Annotated in this window: 19 protein-coding genes and 1 tRNA gene; 8 read left to right on the top strand and 12 right to left on the bottom strand. The window is 61.4% G+C overall.

What is annotated here, in order from left to right; genetic code table 11:
• Positions 1-130: 130 nt before the first annotated feature.
• From ACQRA4_RS01735 to ACQRA4_RS01705, 7 genes are all read right to left on the bottom strand, one after another.
• Positions 131-1,108 carry a hypothetical protein gene (locus ACQRA4_RS01735; protein ID WP_427821360.1) on the bottom strand — a complete coding sequence of 326 codons (978 nt, stop codon included), beginning with the start codon at positions 1,106-1,108 and terminating at the stop codon, positions 131-133.
• A 9-nt stretch (positions 1,109-1,117) separates the two neighbouring features.
• Complete coding sequence (locus tag ACQRA4_RS01730; RefSeq protein WP_427821359.1) at positions 1,118-2,236, bottom strand: AAA family ATPase; 1,119 nt, start codon at positions 2,234-2,236, stop codon at positions 1,118-1,120.
• Positions 2,229-3,365 carry a DUF262 domain-containing protein gene (locus tag ACQRA4_RS01725; protein ID WP_427821358.1) on the bottom strand — a complete coding sequence of 379 codons (1,137 nt, stop codon included), beginning with the start codon at positions 3,363-3,365 and terminating at the stop codon, positions 2,229-2,231. Before ACQRA4_RS01725 ends, ACQRA4_RS01730 begins: the two co-directional genes overlap by 8 nt.
• 32 nt (positions 3,366-3,397) lie before the next feature.
• Positions 3,398-4,078 carry a TaqI-like C-terminal specificity domain-containing protein gene (locus tag ACQRA4_RS01720; RefSeq protein ID WP_427821357.1) on the bottom strand — a complete coding sequence of 227 codons (681 nt, stop codon included), beginning with the start codon at positions 4,076-4,078 and terminating at the stop codon, positions 3,398-3,400.
• Between the two features lie 90 nt (positions 4,079-4,168).
• Complete coding sequence (locus tag ACQRA4_RS01715) at positions 4,169-4,597, bottom strand: hypothetical protein (RefSeq protein WP_427821356.1); 429 nt, start codon at positions 4,595-4,597, stop codon at positions 4,169-4,171.
• A 239-nt stretch (positions 4,598-4,836) separates the two neighbouring features.
• Positions 4,837-4,912: transfer RNA gene (locus ACQRA4_RS01710), tRNA-Ala, on the bottom strand.
• Positions 4,913-5,012: 100 nt separating this feature from the next.
• A complete protein-coding gene (locus tag ACQRA4_RS01705; RefSeq protein WP_427821355.1) occupies positions 5,013-6,584 on the bottom strand; it encodes a glycosyltransferase family protein in 1,572 nt (523 codons plus the stop codon).
• Between the two features lie 208 nt (positions 6,585-6,792).
• Between ACQRA4_RS01705 and ACQRA4_RS01700 the strand changes: the two genes are divergently transcribed.
• The 3 genes from ACQRA4_RS01700 to ruvC all read left to right on the top strand — a co-directional run bounded on the left by ACQRA4_RS01700 (position 6,793) and on the right by ruvC (position 8,996).
• Entirely contained in the window at positions 6,793-7,434 is a 642-nt protein-coding gene (locus ACQRA4_RS01700) for an RlmE family RNA methyltransferase (RefSeq protein WP_427821354.1), read from the top strand.
• A 132-nt stretch (positions 7,435-7,566) separates the two neighbouring features.
• Positions 7,567-8,304: a YebC/PmpR family DNA-binding transcriptional regulator gene (locus ACQRA4_RS01695; protein ID WP_427821353.1), complete on the top strand. Its 738-nt coding sequence runs from the start codon at positions 7,567-7,569 to the stop codon at positions 8,302-8,304.
• A 188-nt stretch (positions 8,305-8,492) separates the two neighbouring features.
• A complete protein-coding gene (gene ruvC / locus ACQRA4_RS01690; RefSeq protein WP_427821352.1) occupies positions 8,493-8,996 on the top strand; it encodes a crossover junction endodeoxyribonuclease RuvC in 504 nt (167 codons plus the stop codon).
• A gap of 99 nt (positions 8,997-9,095) precedes the next feature.
• Here ruvC and ACQRA4_RS01685 read toward each other — a convergent pair whose 3' ends face one another.
• Both ACQRA4_RS01685 and ACQRA4_RS01680 read right to left on the bottom strand, forming a co-directional pair.
• Complete coding sequence (locus ACQRA4_RS01685) at positions 9,096-10,001, bottom strand: hypothetical protein (RefSeq protein ID WP_427821351.1); 906 nt, start codon at positions 9,999-10,001, stop codon at positions 9,096-9,098.
• Positions 10,002-10,283: 282 nt separating this feature from the next.
• A complete protein-coding gene (locus ACQRA4_RS01680) occupies positions 10,284-10,889 on the bottom strand; it encodes a peptidylprolyl isomerase (RefSeq protein ID WP_427821350.1) in 606 nt (201 codons plus the stop codon).
• Positions 10,890-11,010: 121 nt separating this feature from the next.
• Here ACQRA4_RS01680 and ACQRA4_RS01675 point away from each other — a divergent pair, with 121 nt between their 5' ends.
• The 3 genes from ACQRA4_RS01675 (at position 11,011) to ACQRA4_RS01665 (ending at position 14,920) form a co-directional block, all read left to right on the top strand.
• Positions 11,011-11,316 carry a hypothetical protein gene (locus ACQRA4_RS01675; protein WP_427821349.1) on the top strand — a complete coding sequence of 102 codons (306 nt, stop codon included), beginning with the start codon at positions 11,011-11,013 and terminating at the stop codon, positions 11,314-11,316.
• A gap of 188 nt (positions 11,317-11,504) precedes the next feature.
• Complete coding sequence (uvrC, locus tag ACQRA4_RS01670; protein ID WP_427821348.1) at positions 11,505-13,427, top strand: excinuclease ABC subunit UvrC; 1,923 nt, start codon at positions 11,505-11,507, stop codon at positions 13,425-13,427.
• Between the two features lie 77 nt (positions 13,428-13,504).
• Positions 13,505-14,920, top strand: a complete 1,416-nt coding sequence (locus ACQRA4_RS01665; RefSeq protein ID WP_427821347.1) for a phosphomannomutase — start codon at positions 13,505-13,507, stop codon at positions 14,918-14,920.
• Positions 14,921-14,932: 12 nt separating this feature from the next.
• On the opposite strand, the gene gmhB is transcribed toward ACQRA4_RS01665, so the two are convergent.
• Positions 14,933-15,496 carry a D-glycero-beta-D-manno-heptose 1,7-bisphosphate 7-phosphatase gene (gene gmhB, locus ACQRA4_RS01660; protein WP_427821346.1) on the bottom strand — a complete coding sequence of 188 codons (564 nt, stop codon included), beginning with the start codon at positions 15,494-15,496 and terminating at the stop codon, positions 14,933-14,935.
• A 78-nt stretch (positions 15,497-15,574) separates the two neighbouring features.
• On the opposite strand from gmhB, the gene ACQRA4_RS01655 reads away from it, so the two are divergent.
• Positions 15,575-15,883: an EamA family transporter gene (locus ACQRA4_RS01655; protein ID WP_427821485.1), complete on the top strand. Its 309-nt coding sequence runs from the start codon at positions 15,575-15,577 to the stop codon at positions 15,881-15,883.
• A 172-nt stretch (positions 15,884-16,055) separates the two neighbouring features.
• Positions 16,056-16,976, top strand: a complete 921-nt coding sequence (locus tag ACQRA4_RS01650) for a DUF2333 family protein (protein WP_427821345.1) — start codon at positions 16,056-16,058, stop codon at positions 16,974-16,976.
• A 381-nt stretch (positions 16,977-17,357) separates the two neighbouring features.
• Here the strand turns inward: ACQRA4_RS01650 and ACQRA4_RS01645 are convergent, their stop codons facing one another.
• Together ACQRA4_RS01645 and ACQRA4_RS01640 are read right to left on the bottom strand one after the other, a co-directional pair.
• Positions 17,358-18,362, bottom strand: coding sequence for an inorganic phosphate transporter (locus ACQRA4_RS01645; protein ID WP_427821344.1), 1,005 nt, complete (start codon positions 18,360-18,362; stop codon positions 17,358-17,360).
• The gene (locus ACQRA4_RS01640; RefSeq protein WP_427821343.1) at positions 18,355-18,984 is read right to left on the bottom strand and encodes a DUF47 domain-containing protein; all 630 of its coding nucleotides are present in this window, start codon (positions 18,982-18,984) and stop codon (positions 18,355-18,357) included. Before ACQRA4_RS01640 ends, ACQRA4_RS01645 begins: the two co-directional genes overlap by 8 nt.
• Positions 18,985-18,988: the final 4 nt, after the last annotated feature.

Raw genomic sequence — 18,988 nt, 5'->3', positions numbered from 1 at the left:
CCAAACATTTTGTGGGTATATCCGTAGGTAGAAATGTGGTACGACATTTCTGATACTTGCATGGATAACCTGCCGGAATAAAAGAGCTATATTTGCATTATCGCCTCGCCATTTCTCTACGCTTCTTCGTCTACCCAAACTTCTTGCCGGGCAAATGTTCGCCAATGTGGCCGACATAGACGGTTTTCTTGCTGGTATCGGCATAGAAGTAGACGCGATCACCGCTGGCAATGCGCATATGGGACTCGCAGAGCAGAGAGCGTTCTGCGTCGTTTCCCTGTTTATCGGTTTCCACAAAGCTGAACGTATGCTTTTGCCCTTTTCTGCCTTGGGTAGCGGTAGCCCCTTCTGCCGGGGCATACTTGAATCCCTTGGGGCAAAAGTTTCGCGTCGCCACAGCGTCCTGCATGGCGCGCTGGAGCTCCTCCAGTATCTTGCGGATACGCGGCAGCCGGATATGGCCTTGCGGCATATCCTTGAGTTGCCCTTCCGCTACAGCGCTGAAAAGCAGACGGGTCAGTCGGCGGTGCGCATAGTCCAGCAGTTCCTGCCCCGTGTTGGCCGGTTCGCAGAATAGGGCCTTGATGCTTTCCTCGTGGGGAGGAATGTCGTCTTCCCCGCAAATAAGTCCGACACGGCATTCCTCCTCGGAAACAGGCGCATCAGCCTCACTGAGGCTGTTGCGTGTCAGTGTGATATGAGGAGGAACAAAACGGGCATCCCCGGCAAGAGAAAGCGCGGGGATGTCCCAGAGGAACGCCAATGCCAAACCTTTGCATGGTTCTTCGTCTATGACGTATTCTTCAAGAACTGTCATTCCCGCATCGACGCAAAGCTGCTCCACATAGGGCACAGAGGAAAAGCGCATCAACAGCCATTGGCGCAGCGTTTTGTCCTTACCGGCGGCGGGACTTTTCAGGTAATCGCGGATCGTGCAGCCCGGTGTGACGTGGCGCGCGGCAAAATCTTCGGTGACGCGGATTTGCGGGGAAAAGCCCAAAGCATTCAGCTTGTCGGAAGCTTTTTTCAGCTTCAGCAGGGCCGCGTAGGCGACATGGCTATCCGGCAGCGAAGCGGAAAGCGACAGCTCGTTGAAGACCTGATCCATGCCCGCCCCCTACAGCAATTCCGAAAGCCGCTTGTCCCATTCGTCAAAAAAATCTTCCGGCCAGAGATCAAGATGCCCGTCCTTGTCGATGTGCGGGGTACTGACGCAGCTTGTGCCGTCCTGTTGGTGAAAGAAATTGACTTGTACGTTGTCATGCGCAATAGCGCCCTGTTTGACCGCGACCCGAATGCCGTTGAGCACATGGTCGCTGTGTGTCTCGATGATGACCTGAACGCCGCAGGCGGCGGCGCGTGCCAAAAAGTGCCCCATGAGAGCCTGTCCCCTGGGGTGAAGGTGGGCTTCGGGATTTTCCACGATCAGCAGCGAGCCGGCCGGCGCGCGCAGGGCAGCGACAAAGACGGGTAAAGCATAGGTCAGGCCAAAGCCCACATTGGTGGGGCGGTAGTAGCTGTGGGAAATATCCGGGAAGGAAAAACGCAGCACCACGGCATCCGTGCCTGCAGGCCGTTCCGTCTGGATGCGTACCGGCGCGCCCAGCTGCGAAAGCCATGCTTCGGTTTGTATGTGCAGGCTTGTGGAATCCCCGGCGGCATCAGGGGCCAGCAGGTTTGGCCCGGAAGTGTCGGCGTGAACAATTTTTGTCTGCCCAAAGGCGTGCAGGTGATAGGCGGCAAATTCGCCTTTATTGCCGATGGCGTTAGAGGAGAGCCGCCCAGCCTTCGGCATGGGGAAAAGCGTTTGCGGGCACAGGCGATCCGCGTGCAGATACTGGAAGTACGCAAGTTCCGGGCAAGCCATAATATCCCACTCGGCGCGCAGCGCGTCACCGTCAAGAACGGCCTTCAGGGAGAAGGTCGCTTCATCCCGTTCAATGGCGATGCCAAAGGCATCATCATCGGCATTGCTGTAAAGCACATCCTCCGGCAGGCCGAGGTTGACCAGCCCCCCGGACAGGAACAGCTTCCCTCCTGCCTCACCTTGTTTTGGCGGGCAGGAGGATGCCACCTCTTCCCCGCAGGATGCGAAATTTTGTTGCAGGAGGAGCAGGGCCTGAATCACCGTGCTTTTGCCCGCGCTGTTCACGCCCGTCAGCAGCGTCAACGGGCGAAAGGCGATCCTTTGCAGCTGGAAGCACTTGAAATTTGTCAGCCCCATAGCCTTAAGCATACAGAACCTCCTGGATCAGCTTGCGAATTTCTCTAAAACGGCATTTGACGCGCGAAATGGAGCCCGTGCCCTGTGTGACCGCCTTTTCAAAGACGCTGTCTTCGCGCATGAGGCGCATAAAGACCCCCTTGAGACTGTCTTTTTCCTGTTCCAGGAGTTGCAGTTCCTCATCAGTGCAGGCATCCAGGTTGACGCTCCAACTCTCGAAAAGGGCCTTATTGACCGGAAAGCGCGTGGCATTGCTGTAATAGCGTTTGCGAAAGGCGTCATTGCCAAAGATGCGTTCCGCCGCCCGCATGGCGCGCAGGAAACGTGGCTGCAAGTCATCCAGCAATTCCGGGTGAGCATTCAGATACATCATGCCGGCATTCAGAAAGGCGTCGAAGTCGTCCTTGTCATAGCTCTCCGGCGGAAACACGGCAAAAACCAGAAAGCGGGTCACGCATTCGCGGTCGTCCATGCGTTTGTCTGAAAGGCCGTACGCGGTCGCCCGCTTGAACTCTTCGCTTTCCGCCAGGTTGCGGATAACGTCCGTCACAGGCTTGCCGTTGAGGGCATGGCGGATTTCCTGCGAGCTGAGGGGCAGGCCTCCGGTATTGATGCGCCGGAAAACGTCAAATTTCACATTGTCCGGCGTTCCGGGCATGATGAGATACCAGACGATATCCGCCTCCCGGATGGCCCGCTGCAAGGGGCGCGGCAGCTCGAAAAAGGTTTTGCCTTCATGTTCCTTGAGGTACTCCAGATCGCACAGCTTCAAATCCTGATCAATAACAAAACGGCGAATGGCCGTCAGACGTTGCAGACCGTCCACCACAAGCCATCTTTCATCATCTGTTCCGTCAAAATAAAACGCCGGAATGGGAATGCGCAGCATGAGCGATTCCATGAGACGGGACTGGTTCTTTTTGTTCCAGATACCGCCCAGGCGCTGGAAATCTGGTTCAAGGTCAATCTCGTCATTTTCCAGCCGGGACAGTAGGGTATTCATATTGCCGGACTTGGACTCAATGCGGATGGCCCGCGTATCAAAGGGCCGGGTAATGCGTTCTTCCTTTTCTTCCTGCGGCGTGCTGGTATCATTCCCTTCCAGCTCCGCATCCATTTCGGGGACAACTACCGTCGCCATGTGATTATCCTGTCGCGTCTCTTCCGTCATTGTCAGCCTCTCTGCCGTATATCGTTTTCTATAATATCGCGTTCGTGCGTTGATAGCCCATACAAGTCGTAAACAAGCTCGTCTATCGTGCGTTCCTGTGCCGTAATATCAGCAGCTGGATCACATGCAAGCATATTTTCTATAATATAATAGATATTTTTTAGTTTTTCTGCATACTCTATATATTTTTTTGAAATTGGGATTTGATATAAATATTGTTGTTTAAATTCAAAAGTGTCACCACTACATTTTGAACAAACTCTTTTTATGTAAAACATGGATAATTTAGAGTTGAGTATACATAAGAGAGAAATTCTTTCAATAGCTTTTATAATTGTTGTTTTATCATTTCCATGAGTATTCCCCGTATCCAAAAAAGCAAAAAAAACTTGCCTCATGGCAGCAACAACAATTTTCTCCTTTAAAAATTCTTTATAATAAGCAATATTATCCTGAATTTCATACCACTTATATGAGCCTGCCTTGCGTCCCACCCATTTTTCACCGGGATACGCGGGTTTCCAGTCTTTGGGACGAGGCTCCAGCGGAGTGATACTTTCTGAAAGCCACGTCTTCTGCCGCACCGTGGAAACAAAAATATCTGTGAGCGCAATTCCTTCCTGCCAGAGTTTTTCAAATCGCTCCAGGGCAAAATCGACGTCCGGCCTGTCCTTGAGCTCCACATTGAACTCGCATTGCGCCATAAGCCCTGACGCGGAGAAATTACTTGAACCCGTAATGACACTGCCGTACAGCAAATTCCCCCGATACCGCTAAATATACACCTTGGCATGAATATTCCGGCTAGGATGGCCGCGTAATTCAAGCTTTCCCTGCTGAAGCCACCGCATAAAAATCCTGGCGGATTCTTCTGTTGTCTGCGTCTCTTCAGCGGATTCCATCTCCTGTACCACCTGGCGACTGTAAAGATTGCGCGCCTCCTGATGGGAGAGAAGATTGCCGGGCAGGGAAAGCATGGCGCCCTGTGAGGCCGAAAAAAACTGTTCGTCCACATTCAGGCCGACAAGAATGCGTATTTTTTCGACATCCTGAAGAGAATGGCAAAGAAGATGAAAGCCGCTTGCCCGGAAATAACCGACAAGCACATCAAAAAAGCGCGCTTCCCTGAGTGTTGCCGCAAAGCGCGTTACCGGCGAACTATTTTCCGTATTGGTAAAAAATCGGGTATCACTGTGTGGCATGGCGGTTCTGGACAGAAACGTTGGAAGAAGGGCGCATATTTTTATACGCCAGCAGGTAAACCAAAGGGCAGAATTCTAAAGGGCTATGGTTATCCAGTATAGTCAGCTCCGCCGTATTCCGCAAGCAACGGTAGACAGCCCACACCTGCGTGTAAAACTGTTTTTCCGAATTCGCGCGGGAAATGGCGCGGGGACAAAAAAACAGGGTTGCAAGCAAAACTTGCAACCCCTGAAATCTTTGGTGGAGAAGAAGGGATTTGAACCCTCGACCCCCGCCTTGCGAAGGCGATGCTCTCCCAGCTGAGCTACTTCCCCACAAGTTAAACGCTGTGGAAAGAATTTTTTAGGCAAAAGGGCACAAAGTGTCAAGCCTTTCTCCAACCCCTGCCGCACGCTTCCGCCCGCGCTCTCTTCCTCAGACATCCAATACTTCTCGAATGCGCGCCACACGGTGCGCATAGGTATGCGCCGCGCGCAGGCGCTCCCGCCAGTTCCGGCGCAGCTCAAGAGCCTGGGCCGGGTCGGCGCGCAGGACCGCCAGCCGGCGCGGCAGATCCGCCGGGTCGCGCAACGTCATGGGCCGGGTCAGGGCACTGGGAAAAATATCCAGCCCCGGCGTGGCGTCGCTCAAAAGCAGGCCGCCGGCGGCCCAGACGTCAAAATGTCGCTGGCTCAGGCTCTGCGGCAAAAGAAGGCTGGTCACGTTGAGCACGGCCCCGGCCCGGCCATAGCATTCCGGCAGCTCCCTATAATAGTCCACAGGCGGCAGCACATCGCAGCCGGGCAGCAGTTCCCGCCAGCCCGCGTCGCCCACCACGCGCATGCCGGCAGCCAACCCGGCCCGTACCCAGCGGGCGCGGTTGCCTTGCGAGCACAGCTCCGCGCCCAGGCCGGCGCAACGCGCCTCCTGCCCCGGCCAGGGAGACGCAGCCAATTTTTGCAGCCACCAATGAAAATGCGGGCCATCCGCCGGGCCGGAGGCCCGCTCCAGCAGAGAGAGGGCCTCCTCTTGCGCCGGGCGCGGCACACGGGCCGCCGCGAAAAAACGCTCCCGCCCCGGAAAGGCCGAACGCCCCACGAACAGGGGCGGATGCAGCGCCAGACGCGCCGCCTCTTTTTCGTCCGGCATGTCCCGCCACATCTGCGGGGCCACAGCCAGCGGCAAATGCCAGACCCGCCGCGCGCCGGCGGCCCGCAGGCCGGGGATGAAGCTCGCGTCGGTCACAAACAGCGCGGCCTCGCGCCACCAGGGCAGACGCAGACTGGAAAGCAACTGCCAGGGATTGTCCACAAACCAGATGGCCACCGGCACGCCCAGGGCCCGGCAAAGATAGAAAATCCGCCCTTCCGGATCCAGCCCGCGCAGATTGACGGAAAGCAGCAGGGCGGGTCTGCGCCCGGCCAGCAACTGTTCCCAGGCAAGCAAAAGATGCGCCTCATCCCCGCGCGGCGGCAGTGTTTCCAGCACGGGCTCAAAACCGGCCTCGCCCAGGGCCTGACGCAATTCCAGATGCAGCAGCTGCCGCTCCGTGCCGGGCAGCAGCGCCGGGCCGCGCCCGCCCTCTTCCGCCGTTTTCACCGCCGCCCCGTGTTCAGCCAGAAGCGACGCGCCCAGACGGCCCAGCAGAGGCCCCCAGAAATCCGGGGCCAGCCGCAGGCCGGGGCGGTAAAAGCGCACGCTGCAACGCCCGGCCAGCTCCACGGCCTGTTCGGCTGTGATCCGCCGCCAATGCCCGGGAAGCCGCCCCTCTGTTCCGGGGCGCTCAGCCTCCAGCCGCCGCAGGGTTTCCGCTTCTTCCAGCCAAAAAACCTCCGTCCCGCGCGCAAAGGGCAGTTCCCATGCCCGCCCCGGCCCCAGGCCCAGCAGAAGCAGCGCCGCGCCCGATCCCAGGCGCTCCCAGGCTTCGGGCGCATCAGGCAGGCTCAAAACGCGCCCGGCGAAATCGGGCAGGCGGACGCGCCGCGGCGTTCGGGCGTGGTCAGGCATGATCCCTCGCAAAAAAAGGTTGCGCCAGCATAGCCGCCCAAAACCACATAACGCAAGGCCGCGCGGCGCGAAAAATCTCGTTGCCGATTTATATAAAATTCATATGGATAGCTCAATAAAAACGCATAACGCGCCCGACAGTTTCCACCCCGGCGCCAAGACTTGGCGAGCAGCTCAAAAAAGTGTATGTTTGTGTGTTGGTATTTTTATGAAGGAATATCGCGATCATTACTTTCTCAAGGCCAAGCGGGAAAATTATCCGGCCCGTTCGGTCTACAAGCTGAAAGAGCTGGACGCCAAATTCCGGCTGCTCAGGCCGGGCATGCGCGTGCTGGATCTGGGGGCCGCCCCCGGCTCCTGGTCGCTGGGCGCGGCGGAAAAGGTGGGGGCCAAGGGTCTTGTGCTGGCCTGCGACATCCAGAGCACGGAGACGGTCTTCCCCCCCCAGGTGCTCTTCATGCGGGAGGACGTTTTTCAGCGTTCCGCCGCCTTTGAGGCCAGGCTTCTTGAGCTGGGCCCCTTCGATCTGGTCATCAGCGACATGGCCCCGCGCACCACGGGCACCCGCTTCACGGATCAGGCCCGTTCCCTGGAGCTGGCTCAGGAAGCTCTGGCCGTGGCCTGCCTGCATCTGAAGCGGGGCGGCAACTTTGTGGTCAAGATTTTTATGGGGCCGGATATTCAGGAACTGCTCGCGCCCATGCGCAAGGCCTTCGGCGCAGTCAAATCCTTCAAGCCCAAAAGTTCGCGCGCTGAAAGCAAAGAGACTTTTTTCACGGCGCTGTCCTTTCGCGGCGGCGCAAACGGGGCCGGCGACGCCGGGCCGGCGCTGTCCCCGGTTTTGGACTGAAGCTCCCGCGGCCCGGGCGGCATCCGGCGAAATACTGTTTTTTGCGCATCCGCGCCGCAACGCGGCGCGCGGGCCGCGGAATCATTGTACAGGTGAGGAAATCCAATACTTTTACGGTTTTTGGGAGGTTTTATGTCAGGTCACAGCAAATGGGCCAACATCCAGCACCGCAAGGGACGCCAGGACGCCAAGCGCGGCAAGGTTTTCACCAAGGCCGCCAAGGAAATCATCATCGCCGCCAAGAACGGCGGCGACCCCTCAGGCAATTCCCGTCTGCGGGCGGCCATCGCCGCGGCCAAAGCCGTAAACCTGCCCAAAGACAGGATTGAGGCCGCCATACGCAAGGGCACCGGCGAGGACGCGGGCGGCGATCTTGTGGAAGCCTTTTACGAAGGCTATGGCCCCGGCGGCATCGCCATCATGGTGGAAGTGGCCACGGACAACAAAAACCGCACCGTGGCCGAGGTGCGGCATCTCTTCACCAAGCACGGCGGCTCTATGGGCGAAAACGGCAGCGTGGGCTGGATGTTCGAGCGCAAGGGCGTCATAAGTGTGGACAAAGCCGCCTACGCCGAGGACAAGATCATGGAGGCCGCCCTGGAAGCCGGGGCCGACGATGTGCTGGATGACGAGGATGTCTGGACCATCCAGACGGCCATGACCGACTTTACGACCGTGCGCGACTCTCTGGAAGCGACGGGCGTCGAGATGCAGTCCGCCGAGCTGGCCATGGTTCCCCAAAATCTGGTGGCCGTGGATGCGGACATGGGTCAGAAAGTGCTGCGCCTGATGGAAGCGCTGGATGACAATGACGATGTGCAGAACGTCTATGCCAATGTGGACTTTCCCGACGACATGCCCACTGATTAGCTCATGCCCGAAGCGGCTGACTTCTGAACCTGGCTTTTTTGCCGCCGACGGCATCAACTTCGCGGCGCGCCCCGGCATCATGAACGACTGTGCTTCCGAGGCGCGCCGCCCGTCTGTCTTGCCGGCGAAAACTTCAAGCGCTTTCCGTAATTGCGTTCCGCAAGACGGCGCCGAGACCCCAAGAGAGTATGCAGCCCGTCACAGTCATCGGCATTGACCCCGGCTCCCAGCGCACAGGCTGGGGGGTGGTGCGTGAAATTTCCGGAGTTCTTCACCTGGTGGACTGCGGCGTGGTGCGCACCGCCCCGGCGGGCAAAGAATTTTCAGACCGGCTGGCGCGCATTTACCACGAGCTGACCAGGGCGCTCAGCCGCTGCAAGCCCGACGAAGCGGCCATCGAGCAGGTTTTCACCGCCAAAAACGCGACCAGCGCCCTCAAGCTGGGCCAGGCCAGGGGCGTGGCTGTGGCGGCCTGCGCGGCCTGCGGTCTGCGCATCAGCGATTACGAGCCCACTCTGGTCAAAAAAACGCTGGTGGGTACGGGCCGGGCGGAAAAGGAACAGGTGGCCTTCATGGTCAAACGCCTGCTCAACGCGCGCGAGGCGGACTGGGCGCTGGACACTTCGGACGCCCTGGCTGTGGCCGTCTGCCACCTGACCATGCGGCGCTTCGCCGTTCTCGCGAGGCGCTGACAACTAAAAAAACCGGGATGCGGCTCCTTGCAGAACCGCATCCCGTACGCTGAAAATCACAAAAAACGCGCGGCGAGGCCTCCCCCGCGCTTTTTTTCGCTACGGACGCGGGGGGCGCTGACCGGCGGGCTGCATGGAATACCGGTACAGCTCGTGAATTTCCTTGTCATAGCCGGGGTAGAAGCCCTTGCCCATGCCGAGCACGATGCGCGCGCCGCGGTTCATGTGCACCAGCAGGTCGCCGCTGGCCGGGTCCACGCACAGGCCCTCGATTTCGCCCTGCCTGATGGCCTCGTCAAAGGTCTTTTCCAACACCACGGGCGCGCTGGTGGCCGAGGTCACGTCCACGCGGTAGAGGTGGTCAGGCTCATTGTCGTCGGCGGTGCCGTCGTCGGCGGTCAGAAAAAGCGAGCCATTATAGTAGAACACGCCCTGCACCCACTGTGGCACGGGCTGCAAATGCACCTTGCGCAGGTATCTGCCGTCCAGGCCGTATTCATAGAGATGGCGACCGCTTTCCTCGCCCACCCAGGAACACATCCACACCGTTCCCTTGACCGGATCCACGGTAATGCCGGATACTTCCATCTGGCCGGATTTGGGCTCGAACTTGAAGGTGCGCTTGAATTTCAGGGTCTCCGCGTCATGCACGGCGATCTGGATATCCTTGCCCACGCCGTCCATGAAATTTTCGGCGCTGATGTACAGCTCGCCGTTATACACGTCGATGTCGCCAATGTGGTTGGAGGGAATGGCGTAGCCCTCAAAGGGGTTGTCATTCTGCTTCAGCAGCTTGCCGTTCATATCGTATTTGAACAGTTTCTTGCTGTCGCTCACATAGATGTACTTGCCGTCGCAGGCCACGCCCTGGCGACCGGCCACGGGCATGACGCTTTTCAGCCTGTACTCGTACTTGGGGGCATAGGCCGGACGGGCCTGCGGGGTCTGGGGCAGAACCAGAGCCGCGCCCAACAGCAGCGCGGCCAACGCCGTAAGCTTTTTCATCCCACTCTCTCCTTGCGGATTGACGGCCCGGCACGGCTTCACCATGAAGTCGCGTCACAAGCCTCAAAAACCATACCGCAGGCGAACCAGCCTGACAAGACAGCCAAAGCCCCGGGGCAGAAAGCGCATCTGCCTTGCGTTTGGCGGCTCGTAATTTGTCGTGATGGTTCATCAAAAGCGGTCTGTCCGGCGCTGGCAGCGTCGTCTGGCCCCTTTTGCCGCCCACCTGCCTGAATACGCCGCGGGCGCTTTCACTTCTCACCGAAAAAGCTTCTGTTGCCGCTATTCAATGACCACAGCTTTTTTGATGATGACAGGCGTGATGGGCACATCCTCGTAAAAGCCCTTTCTGCCCGTGCTCACGGCCTCAATCTTGTCCACCACATCCTGGCCCTTGATAACCTTGCCGAACACGGCGTAGCCCCAGCCCTGCGGGGTCTGGCTCTTGAAGTCAAGAAAGCCGTTGTCCCTGGTATTGATGAAAAACTGCGCGCTGGCCGAATGCGGGTCGGCGGTGCGGGCCATGGCGATAGTGTACTTTCGGTTGCGCAGCCCGTTGTTGGCCTCGTTATGAATCGACGCGCTGGCGCTCTTTTCTTTCATATCCGGGGTCAGGCCGCCACCCTGAATCATGAAGTTGCGGATGACGCGGTGAAAAATGACGCCGTCGTAATGCCCGGATTTGACGTACCGAATGAAATTGGCCGTGGTGATGGGGGCCTTGCGGGCATCCAGGCGCACCACAATGTCCCCGAGGCTCGTCTCCAGCCTGACGGCGGGGTCGGATGCCGGGGCGGCGGCGCGCGCCCGGCCGGCAAAGGCGGGCAGCAGAACCAGACTCAGGGCCAGACTCAGGACGAGACAACGGGCCGGAAGAAAAAATTTCATGCGTGAGACTCCTTGCATGCGACATTGTTTGCCGGCGCGGACGCCGCGCCGACCGGCCTCTGACGCCAGCGTCTACCTGCAAGGGTAGACACTGCAAAACCCGCAAGGGTTCTGCGGCGGCGTGGCCTGGTTCATTTGCGGAAAACCACGTTTTTTCGCCAACGATTCCGCAAAAATTCTTCGCGGAATTCCGCGCGGAATTTTTGCAATTAGACGCCAGGATCAAACCTCGTCAACAAATACGTTATGGATTTTTGTCGGTAAAGGGAGATTTTTCCGCACGCCGCCCGAAGCGGAGCGCCGGGCGGGGGCTGTCGCCACAACAACTCAAAAAAACAGGAATTTTTGCGCCGGCAAGAAAATGGGCGATTTTTTTTTGGAGGGAGTGTACTCATCCCCTGACCGACAGCGCATTCATGGGGCCTGACTCTAGCACGCGGCGAGGCCGCCCGCAAGGCGGCGGCGCGTGCCAAACAGGGCTGACGCGTCTGAACCAGCCTTACTTGCGGGCCATCACGACAAATACCGGGCCTGCCAGCCCAGGGCGGGCGCGGGCGCCTGCCCTCGGCCGCTCCGGGGCTTGGCAGGCCCGCGCCCTTTGGGTACAAACAAAAGGTGCAAAAACCCGACCCTTCCACCATACCGCTCACGCCCGGCGTGTATCTGTACAAGGACAGCCGGGGCCGCATCATCTATGTGGGCAAGGCCCGCATTCTGCGGCGGCGCGTGCTCTCCTACTTCCGGCCCGACGGCCTGCCCGCCAAGACCAAAGCCATGCTGGCCCACGCGGTCAGTCTGGACTATCTGACCACCACCACGGAAAAAGAGGCCCTGCTGCTGGAAGCGAGCCTGATCAAGAAACACCGGCCACATTATAATATCGTGCTGCGCGACGACAAGCAGTACGTTCTCTTCCGGCTCAACCTCAGACACTCCTTTCCGCGTCTGGAGATCGTGCGCCGGGCGCGGCGCGACGGCGCGCGCTATTTCGGGCCGTTCACCTCGGCTCTTTCCGCGCGGGAAACCTGGAAGCTGATTCACCGCGCCTTTGCCCTGCGCCGCTGCTCTGACCGGGCCATGAAAAACCGCGTGCGCCCCTGCCTGTATCACCACATGGGCCAGTGCCCGGCCCCCTGCATGGAGCTGATCACGCCCTCGGCCTACCATGAGGCGGTGCACAAGGTCTGCGAGTTGCTGCAGGGGCGCGCCGCCCCCCTGCTGCGTGGCCTGCGCGAAGAGATGGAACGGGCCGCCGAGGAGCTGGAATTTGAAAAGGCGGCGCTGCTGCGGGATCAGATTCGCGCCGTGGAACGCACTGTGGAGCGGCAGGCCGCCGTTCTGCCCGGCGGCGGCGACATGGACGCGGTGGGGCTTTTTCCGGCGGACAAGGGGCTGGCTCTGGGCATTGTTTTTGTGCGCGGCGGGGCCGTGACCGATGGCCGCGCCTTTTACTGGCCGGGCCTGACCTTTGAGGACGCGCCGGAACTTTTGGGTTCTTTTGTGGGCCAGTACTACGCCCAGGCCACGCCGCCGCCGCGCGTGCTGCTGCCCTGGCTGCCGCCGGACGCGGAATGGGGCGAAGACGGCGCGGAGGATGCCGCAAGCCCCGCGCCGGGCGCGACGCCCCCCCGCGCGCCGGAAGACGCGGCCGCCGGCTCTGAAGAAACATCAGGCGGCAAGGCCCTGCTGGAGCAGGCTCTGGCGGATCGCCGGGGCGGGCCGGTGCGCATTGTGGCCCCGCAGAACGCGGCGGATAATCAGCTTGTTGACCTGGCCCAGTCCAACGCCCGCGAAGAAGCCCGCCGCCGCCAGAACCAGGACGGACAGCCCATCCTGGAGCGCCTGGCGAAAGCCCTGCGTCTGGCCGCGCCGCCGCAACGCATCGAATGCGTGGATGTTTCCCATACCGGGGGCCGCCAGACCAGGGTGGGCCTGGTGGTATTTACGGACGGCCAGCCCAGCCGCCCCGACTACCGGGCCTATGCCATGCCGGACAGCGGCGACGATTACGCAACCCTGCGCGCCTGGGTGGCGCGGCGGCTGGAGAGCGGCCCGCCCTGGCCCGACCTGCTGCTGATCGACGGCGGTCGGGGCCAGTTGGCCGTTGTGGAGCGCGCCCTGGCCGACGCGGGGCAAACCGGTCTGTTCAGCCTGGCGGCCATTGCCAAGGCGCGCGACGAGCGCGGCCAGGCCGACCGCCGGGCGGGCAATGTGGCGGACCGGATTTTTGTGCCGGGACGGGCCAATCCCCTGCCCTTGCGTGAGGGCGGGCCGGAATTGCTCTTTTTGCAGAATGTGCGCGACGCCACCCACCGCTTTGCCATTGGCCGGCACCGCCGGGCGCGGCAGGGGGCCGCGCTTTCCGGCGAGCTCATGCGCCTGCCGGGCATCGGCCCGGCCACGGCGCGGCTGCTCTGGGAAGCCTTCGGCAGTGTGGAGGCCATGCGCGCGGCCGATGTGGAAAAACTTCGCGCCCTGCCGGGCATCGGCCCGGCCAGGGCGGCGCTGTTGAAGGCAAAACTGGGCGGGTTAAGCTGAGAAGCCGCGCCGCTTGCCCTCAAACCTCACTCGCCGGGGCCTGCGCCCCGGCATGCCGCACTGTCTGCGAGGACGCCATGACTCACGATCTTTCCTGTTTCAAGGCCTACGACATCCGGGGCCGCGCGCCCGACGCGCTCAACCCTGATCTGGCCCGCGCCCTGGGCCGGGCCGTGGCCGAAGTTCTGGACGCGCATAACGTGGTCATCGGCCGCGACGCGCGACTGAGCGGGCCGTCCCTGCGCGACGCCCTGGCCGGGGGTCTGCTGGCCGCCGGGGCGCGCGTCACTGACCTGGGCCTCTGCGGCACGGAAGAAATCTACTACGCCGCCGCCCATCAACCCTTTGACGCCGGCATCATGATCACCGGCAGCCACAATCCGGCGGACGAAAACGGCTTCAAGCTGGTTCGCGCCGGGGCCGTGCCGGTGAGCGGCGATTCCGGCCTGCGCGAAGTCAGGGATTGCGTGGCCCGCCTGCTTGCCGAAGGCCCCGCGCGGGGCGCTGCGGCGGCAAACGCGCCGGACGGCGTGCGCCGGGCCAGCTTCAGGCCGGACTATCTGAACTGGCTGCTGGACTACAGCGGCATGCGGAAAGCGAACGTTTGCCCCGCCACGGCCCGCCCCCTCAAAATCGTGGCCGACGCGGGCAACGGTTGCGCCGGGCTGGCGCTGCGCCAACTGGCCCCGGCTCTGCCCTTTGAGTTTGTCTGCCGCCAGATGGAACCGGACGGACATTTTCCTCATGGCGTGCCCAACCCCCTGTTGCCGGAAAAACGCCGGGATACGGCCCAGGCCGTGCGCCAGGCCGGGGCGGATCTGGGCGTCGCCTGGGACGGGGACTTTGACCGTTGTTTCTTTTACGACAGCGAAGGCCGTTTCATCGAGGGCTATTACCTGATCGGCCTGCTGGCCGGGGAGTTGCTGCGCCGCTTCCCCGGCGGCAAGATCATCCATGACACGCGGGTCTACTGGAACACGCGCGAAACGGTTCTGGCCGCCGGGGGCGCGCCGGTCATGGGCAAGACCGGCCACGCCTTCATGAAGGAAAGGATGCGCGCCGAAGACGCCGTTTACGGCGGCGAGATGAGCGCCCACCACTACTTCCGCGATTTCGCCTACTGCGATTCGGGCATGCTGCCCTGGCTGCTCGTCGCCGCGCTGCTCAGCCGCACGGGCGCGACCCTGGCCGAATTGGTGAGCGCGCGCATGGCCGCCTACCCCTGCAGCGGCGAGATCAACCGCCGTGTGCCCGACGCGCCCGGCCTGATGCGAAAGCTGCGCGACCGCTATGCCGGCGCGGCGCGGCACGAGGATCATCTGGACGGCGTTAATCTGGAATTTGCCGACTGGCGCTTCAACCTGCGCATGTCCAATACCGAGCCCCTGCTGCGCCTGAATGTGGAAAGCCGCGCCAACCCCGCGCTGCTGGAGGACAAGACCGGCGAACTGCTGGCGCTGATCGACGCCGAAGGCGGCGCGGCCCCGGCCTGAAGCGCGTGGGCCTCATGCGTCCCGCGCCAGAATATAGGCGCAGGCGGCGGCCAGATCAGGCAGAACGGGCGTCCGGGGCAGGCTTTGCCGCACCGCCGCCGCCTCCCGCTTTCCCCAGCCAGAACGCAGCAGCACGGCCCGGCAACCGGCGGCCAGCCCGGCGCGCGCATCGCGCATCCGGTCGCCGATCATCCAGGAGGCGGCAAGGTCAATGCCCATTTCTTCGGCGGCCCGCAACAGCATGCCGGGCGCGGGCTTGCGGCAATCGCACGGGCCGGTGATTTCCGGCAGATGCGGACAATGACGCCAGGCGTCCGGGGCCGCGCCCAGCGGCGTCAGTTGCTCGTCCAGCCAGCGTTCCAGGGCATGCAGCTCCGCCGAACCGAACATGCCCCGCGCGATGCCCGACTGGTTGCTGACCACCACCAGCAGCCAGCCCGCCGCCTTGAAGCGGGCCAGGGCGTCGGGCACGCCGGGCAGCCAGCGCCAGTCCGCCGCGCGGTGCACATAGCCCGTATCCTGATTGAGTGTGCCGTCGCGATCCAGAAAAATCGCGCGGCGTTTCGCGTTGCTCATGCCGCATGGTATCCGCCCGGCCCCGGCGGGTAAAGCCCCGGCGGGCAAGGCCGGCCTCACGGGGCGCAAGGCGAGGCCCTGCTGAGCCTGGACACCGCGCAGAGCCTGCGCCTGGCCTATTGTTGCCTGAATACCCTGGTCGCTTACGGCGCATTCAGCCGGGCCATGTCCCGCTGGAACACGGCCAGGGTCAGCGCCATCCTCACGCTGACGCCCCTGTTCACCCTGGCCTTCGCCCGGTTTTTCCATCTGATCACGCCGACTTTTTTTCCGGCTGATCCGCTGAACTGGCTGGGTATTGGCGGCGCTCTGACGGTGGTCTGCGGGGCCGGGCTCATCGCCGCGGGCCCGGCGCTGTCTCTTTCGCTTTTGCCGCGCCGGCACTGAAGCGTCTCTCGCATCGCAACAGGATGAAGACCGCGCAAAGGCTGAAACACAAAAAAATTCAAACGATTTTTATTTTTCCCCTTCCTTTTCGACCAAAAGGCTCTATTTTACCAAAAAAGCGCCGTTCCGCCCGGAACGGCGCATATCCCTGTCCCGCAAGCGAGGATTTTTCATGAAGTTGCCTGAATTGCCCACCATTCTGAAATTTCGCGTCGTGCTGAAAACCCTGGCCGCGCAGCTCTGCCTGCTGCTGGGCATTCTGGTTCTGGCCTGGGGCCTGCAACGCGTGTACGCCACGGCAGACGCCGTCACCTTTCCTGAGCCGGCGGCCGTTCCCGCCGACGCCGCCCAACTGCCCGACAATGAAAAAGGCAAAATCCTGCTGGACGCCATCACCCGCCAGATGCGCTACGAGCTGGATTCCACCTTTGGCTGGAGCTTCAACGACATCATCTTTAACCGCTTCATGCTGGATAACCGCGCCTACCGCCAGTACGGCGTCTACCACGCCACCAGGTTCCTGCTGGATCTGTATTCCAGTCAGATAGCCAAGCTGGGGGCCAGCGACCGCGAAAGCGAGTTTCTGTACAAGGCGCGCATCAACAGCTTTGCCATGGACCCGCGCAGCTTCATGTTCCCCTCGGCGGAGGGCTCCTACAAAAAGGGTCTGCGCCTGCTGGAACAGTACAAGGAATCGCTGGACAACGGCACGGGCGTCTACAACTGCCGCACCGACGATTTGTACGCCTCTTTCGTCACTGTGACCGGCGAGAATATGCTGGGCTACGCCATCGGCCTGCTGGAAAACGCCCAATCCATGCCCTTCTATCAACTGGACAACCGCATTTACGAAGTCCAGGGCATCGCCCTGGTTCTGCGGGACTTCATCAGCACGCTCTATAGCCTCTACCCGGAAATCCGCGCCAAAAACAACGAGGAGAACATGGCCGCCGCCATGGACAGCCTGAACCGCATCTGCACTTATGATCCGCTGTATATCACCTCGTCCTTCAATTCCGGGGAGCTGATCCTCTCCTATCTGCTTTTTGCCAAGTCCCGTCTGGAAGATGTGCGGGACAGCATCCGCATCTGACGAATGACAGTCCTTTTGGCTGACGCCCCGGCCCGGCTCGCGTGCCGCGTACGCGAGCCGGGCCGCATTTCCGGCGTCTGAAGCGCTTGCCGTCGGCGGAATATTTTCAAGTTGACCGGGCGATGGCCGTCTTCACCATATAGCGGCGTCGCTGGCCTTATCCGCGGCTTACGGGTTCGCCTGCGGCTGGGGCTCCTGCCTTATGACGGTTGAAGCGGGCATTTTTTTTGCCTGCAAGAAAGCGGGAATTTTCTGAAGGGAGCGCGCTCAATCGCATGACCGGGCAACATCTCGCACTGACGCCGCCAGCGCGAAAAAGCCCGCTTTTTGGGGCATTGCGGTTTTGTGCAGGCCGCCGCATCCCGGGCTGACCCCAGGAGGTCAGCCCCAGATGCAATGCAGCAGCTTGTAGGAAATAAAGCCCACGGCCCCGGCGGCGGGCAGGGTCAGAAACCAGGCTGTGACCAGACTGCCCGCCACATTCCAGCGTACGGCCGAGAGCCGCTTGGTGGAACCCACGCCAAAAATGCACGCCGAAATGGTGTGCGTGGTGCTCACAGGCGCGCCCAGCATGGAGGCCCCGGTAATCACCAGCGCCGCCGAGCCTTCGGCGGCAAAGCCATGCACCGGCTCCAGCTTGAAGATGCGGTGCCCCATGGTTCTGACGATTTTCCAGCCGCCCACGGCGGTGCCCAGGGCCATCGCCCCGGCGCAGGCCAGTTTGACCCAGAGGGGCACTTCCGCGCTGTCGATCTCTCCAAAAATCATCAGGGCCAGGGTAACGACGCCCATGGTTTTCTGAGCGTCGTTGAGACCGTGGCTGGTGGCCATGAAACCGGCGGAGACCAGTTGCAGACGGCGAAAGGTTCGGTTGACCCTGCGCCGGTGCACATGCCCAAAAATCCAGTAAATCAGCCACATGATCAGAAAACCGGCGACATAGCCCGCCAGAGGCGAACCCACCAGGGGAATCAGCACCTTGTCCACAATGCCGCCGACGTTGAGCGCGTCAAAGCCCTGGGCGGCCACGGCCGCGCCGATCAGCCCGCCGATCAGGGCGTGTGAGGAGGACGAGGGGATGCCGTAATACCATGTGACGCAGTTCCAGACGATGGCCCCCACCAGGGCGGCCAGCACCAGCACATGGCTGCCTTCCACCACCTGCGGCAGCACAATGCCGCCGCCCAGAGTCCTGGCCACCTCCGTGCCCAGCAGCGCCCCGCCCAGATTGAGCAGAGCCGCCATCCCCACGGCGAAACGCGGCGTGACCACCTTGGTGGACACCACGGTGGCAATGGCGTTGGCGCAGTCGTGCGCGCCGTTGGTAAAGTCGAAAGCCAGGGCCACCAGCACGATGAGGGCCAGGAGAAGGGGCGCCTCAAACATTTTTCAGCACCGCTTCCTCAATGGTTTCAGCCAGGGTGTTGACCTGCTCCAGCAGCATGCTCATGCGCTCGTAGGCCTGGCTCCATTTCAGAATCTGCATGATCCGGGCGGGCGTGATTTCCTGCTGCTCGTCCATTAACTCGGCCAGGCCCACGGCCAGAAGCATGTCGCTTTCACCGCGCAAGGTGCGGAATGCGCGGGTCTTGTGGCAGTCACGCCGGTGGGTGAGGCCCTCCAGCATCTGCCGGGTGAGGTCAAGCATGGCGCTGAGAGTCCGGGCCATTTGCAGCGCCGGAAAGCGCACCCGCGCAAACTCAAAAATATGCAGACGGGTGCTCAGGCTTTGCAGGCAGTCCATGGCCTCTTCCTGCTCCTGATTGATGCGCAGAATGTCCTCGCGGTCAATGGGGGTGATGAAGGTCTGGGAAAGCGCCCGGACGATGCGGGTGTGCAGAAGGTCGGCCTCTTCTTCCAGAAAGGCGATTTCCTTGTGAACATCGTCCATCTTGGACGTATCCTCAAGCATTTCGACCAGCAGCCCGGCCATGCGGCGCAACAGACTGTTCTGTTCTTCCAGCATGGCGAAAAAAGGCGCGGACTTGGGCAGTAAGGCGGCAAACATGCGC

This window comes from Desulfovibrio sp. SGI.169 (assembly GCF_050313595.1).
GTDB lineage: Bacteria > Desulfobacterota > Desulfovibrionia > Desulfovibrionales > Desulfovibrionaceae > Desulfovibrio.
Note: the sequence above shows the minus strand (reverse complement) of the source record. Positions and strands in the feature narration are given on the sequence as shown.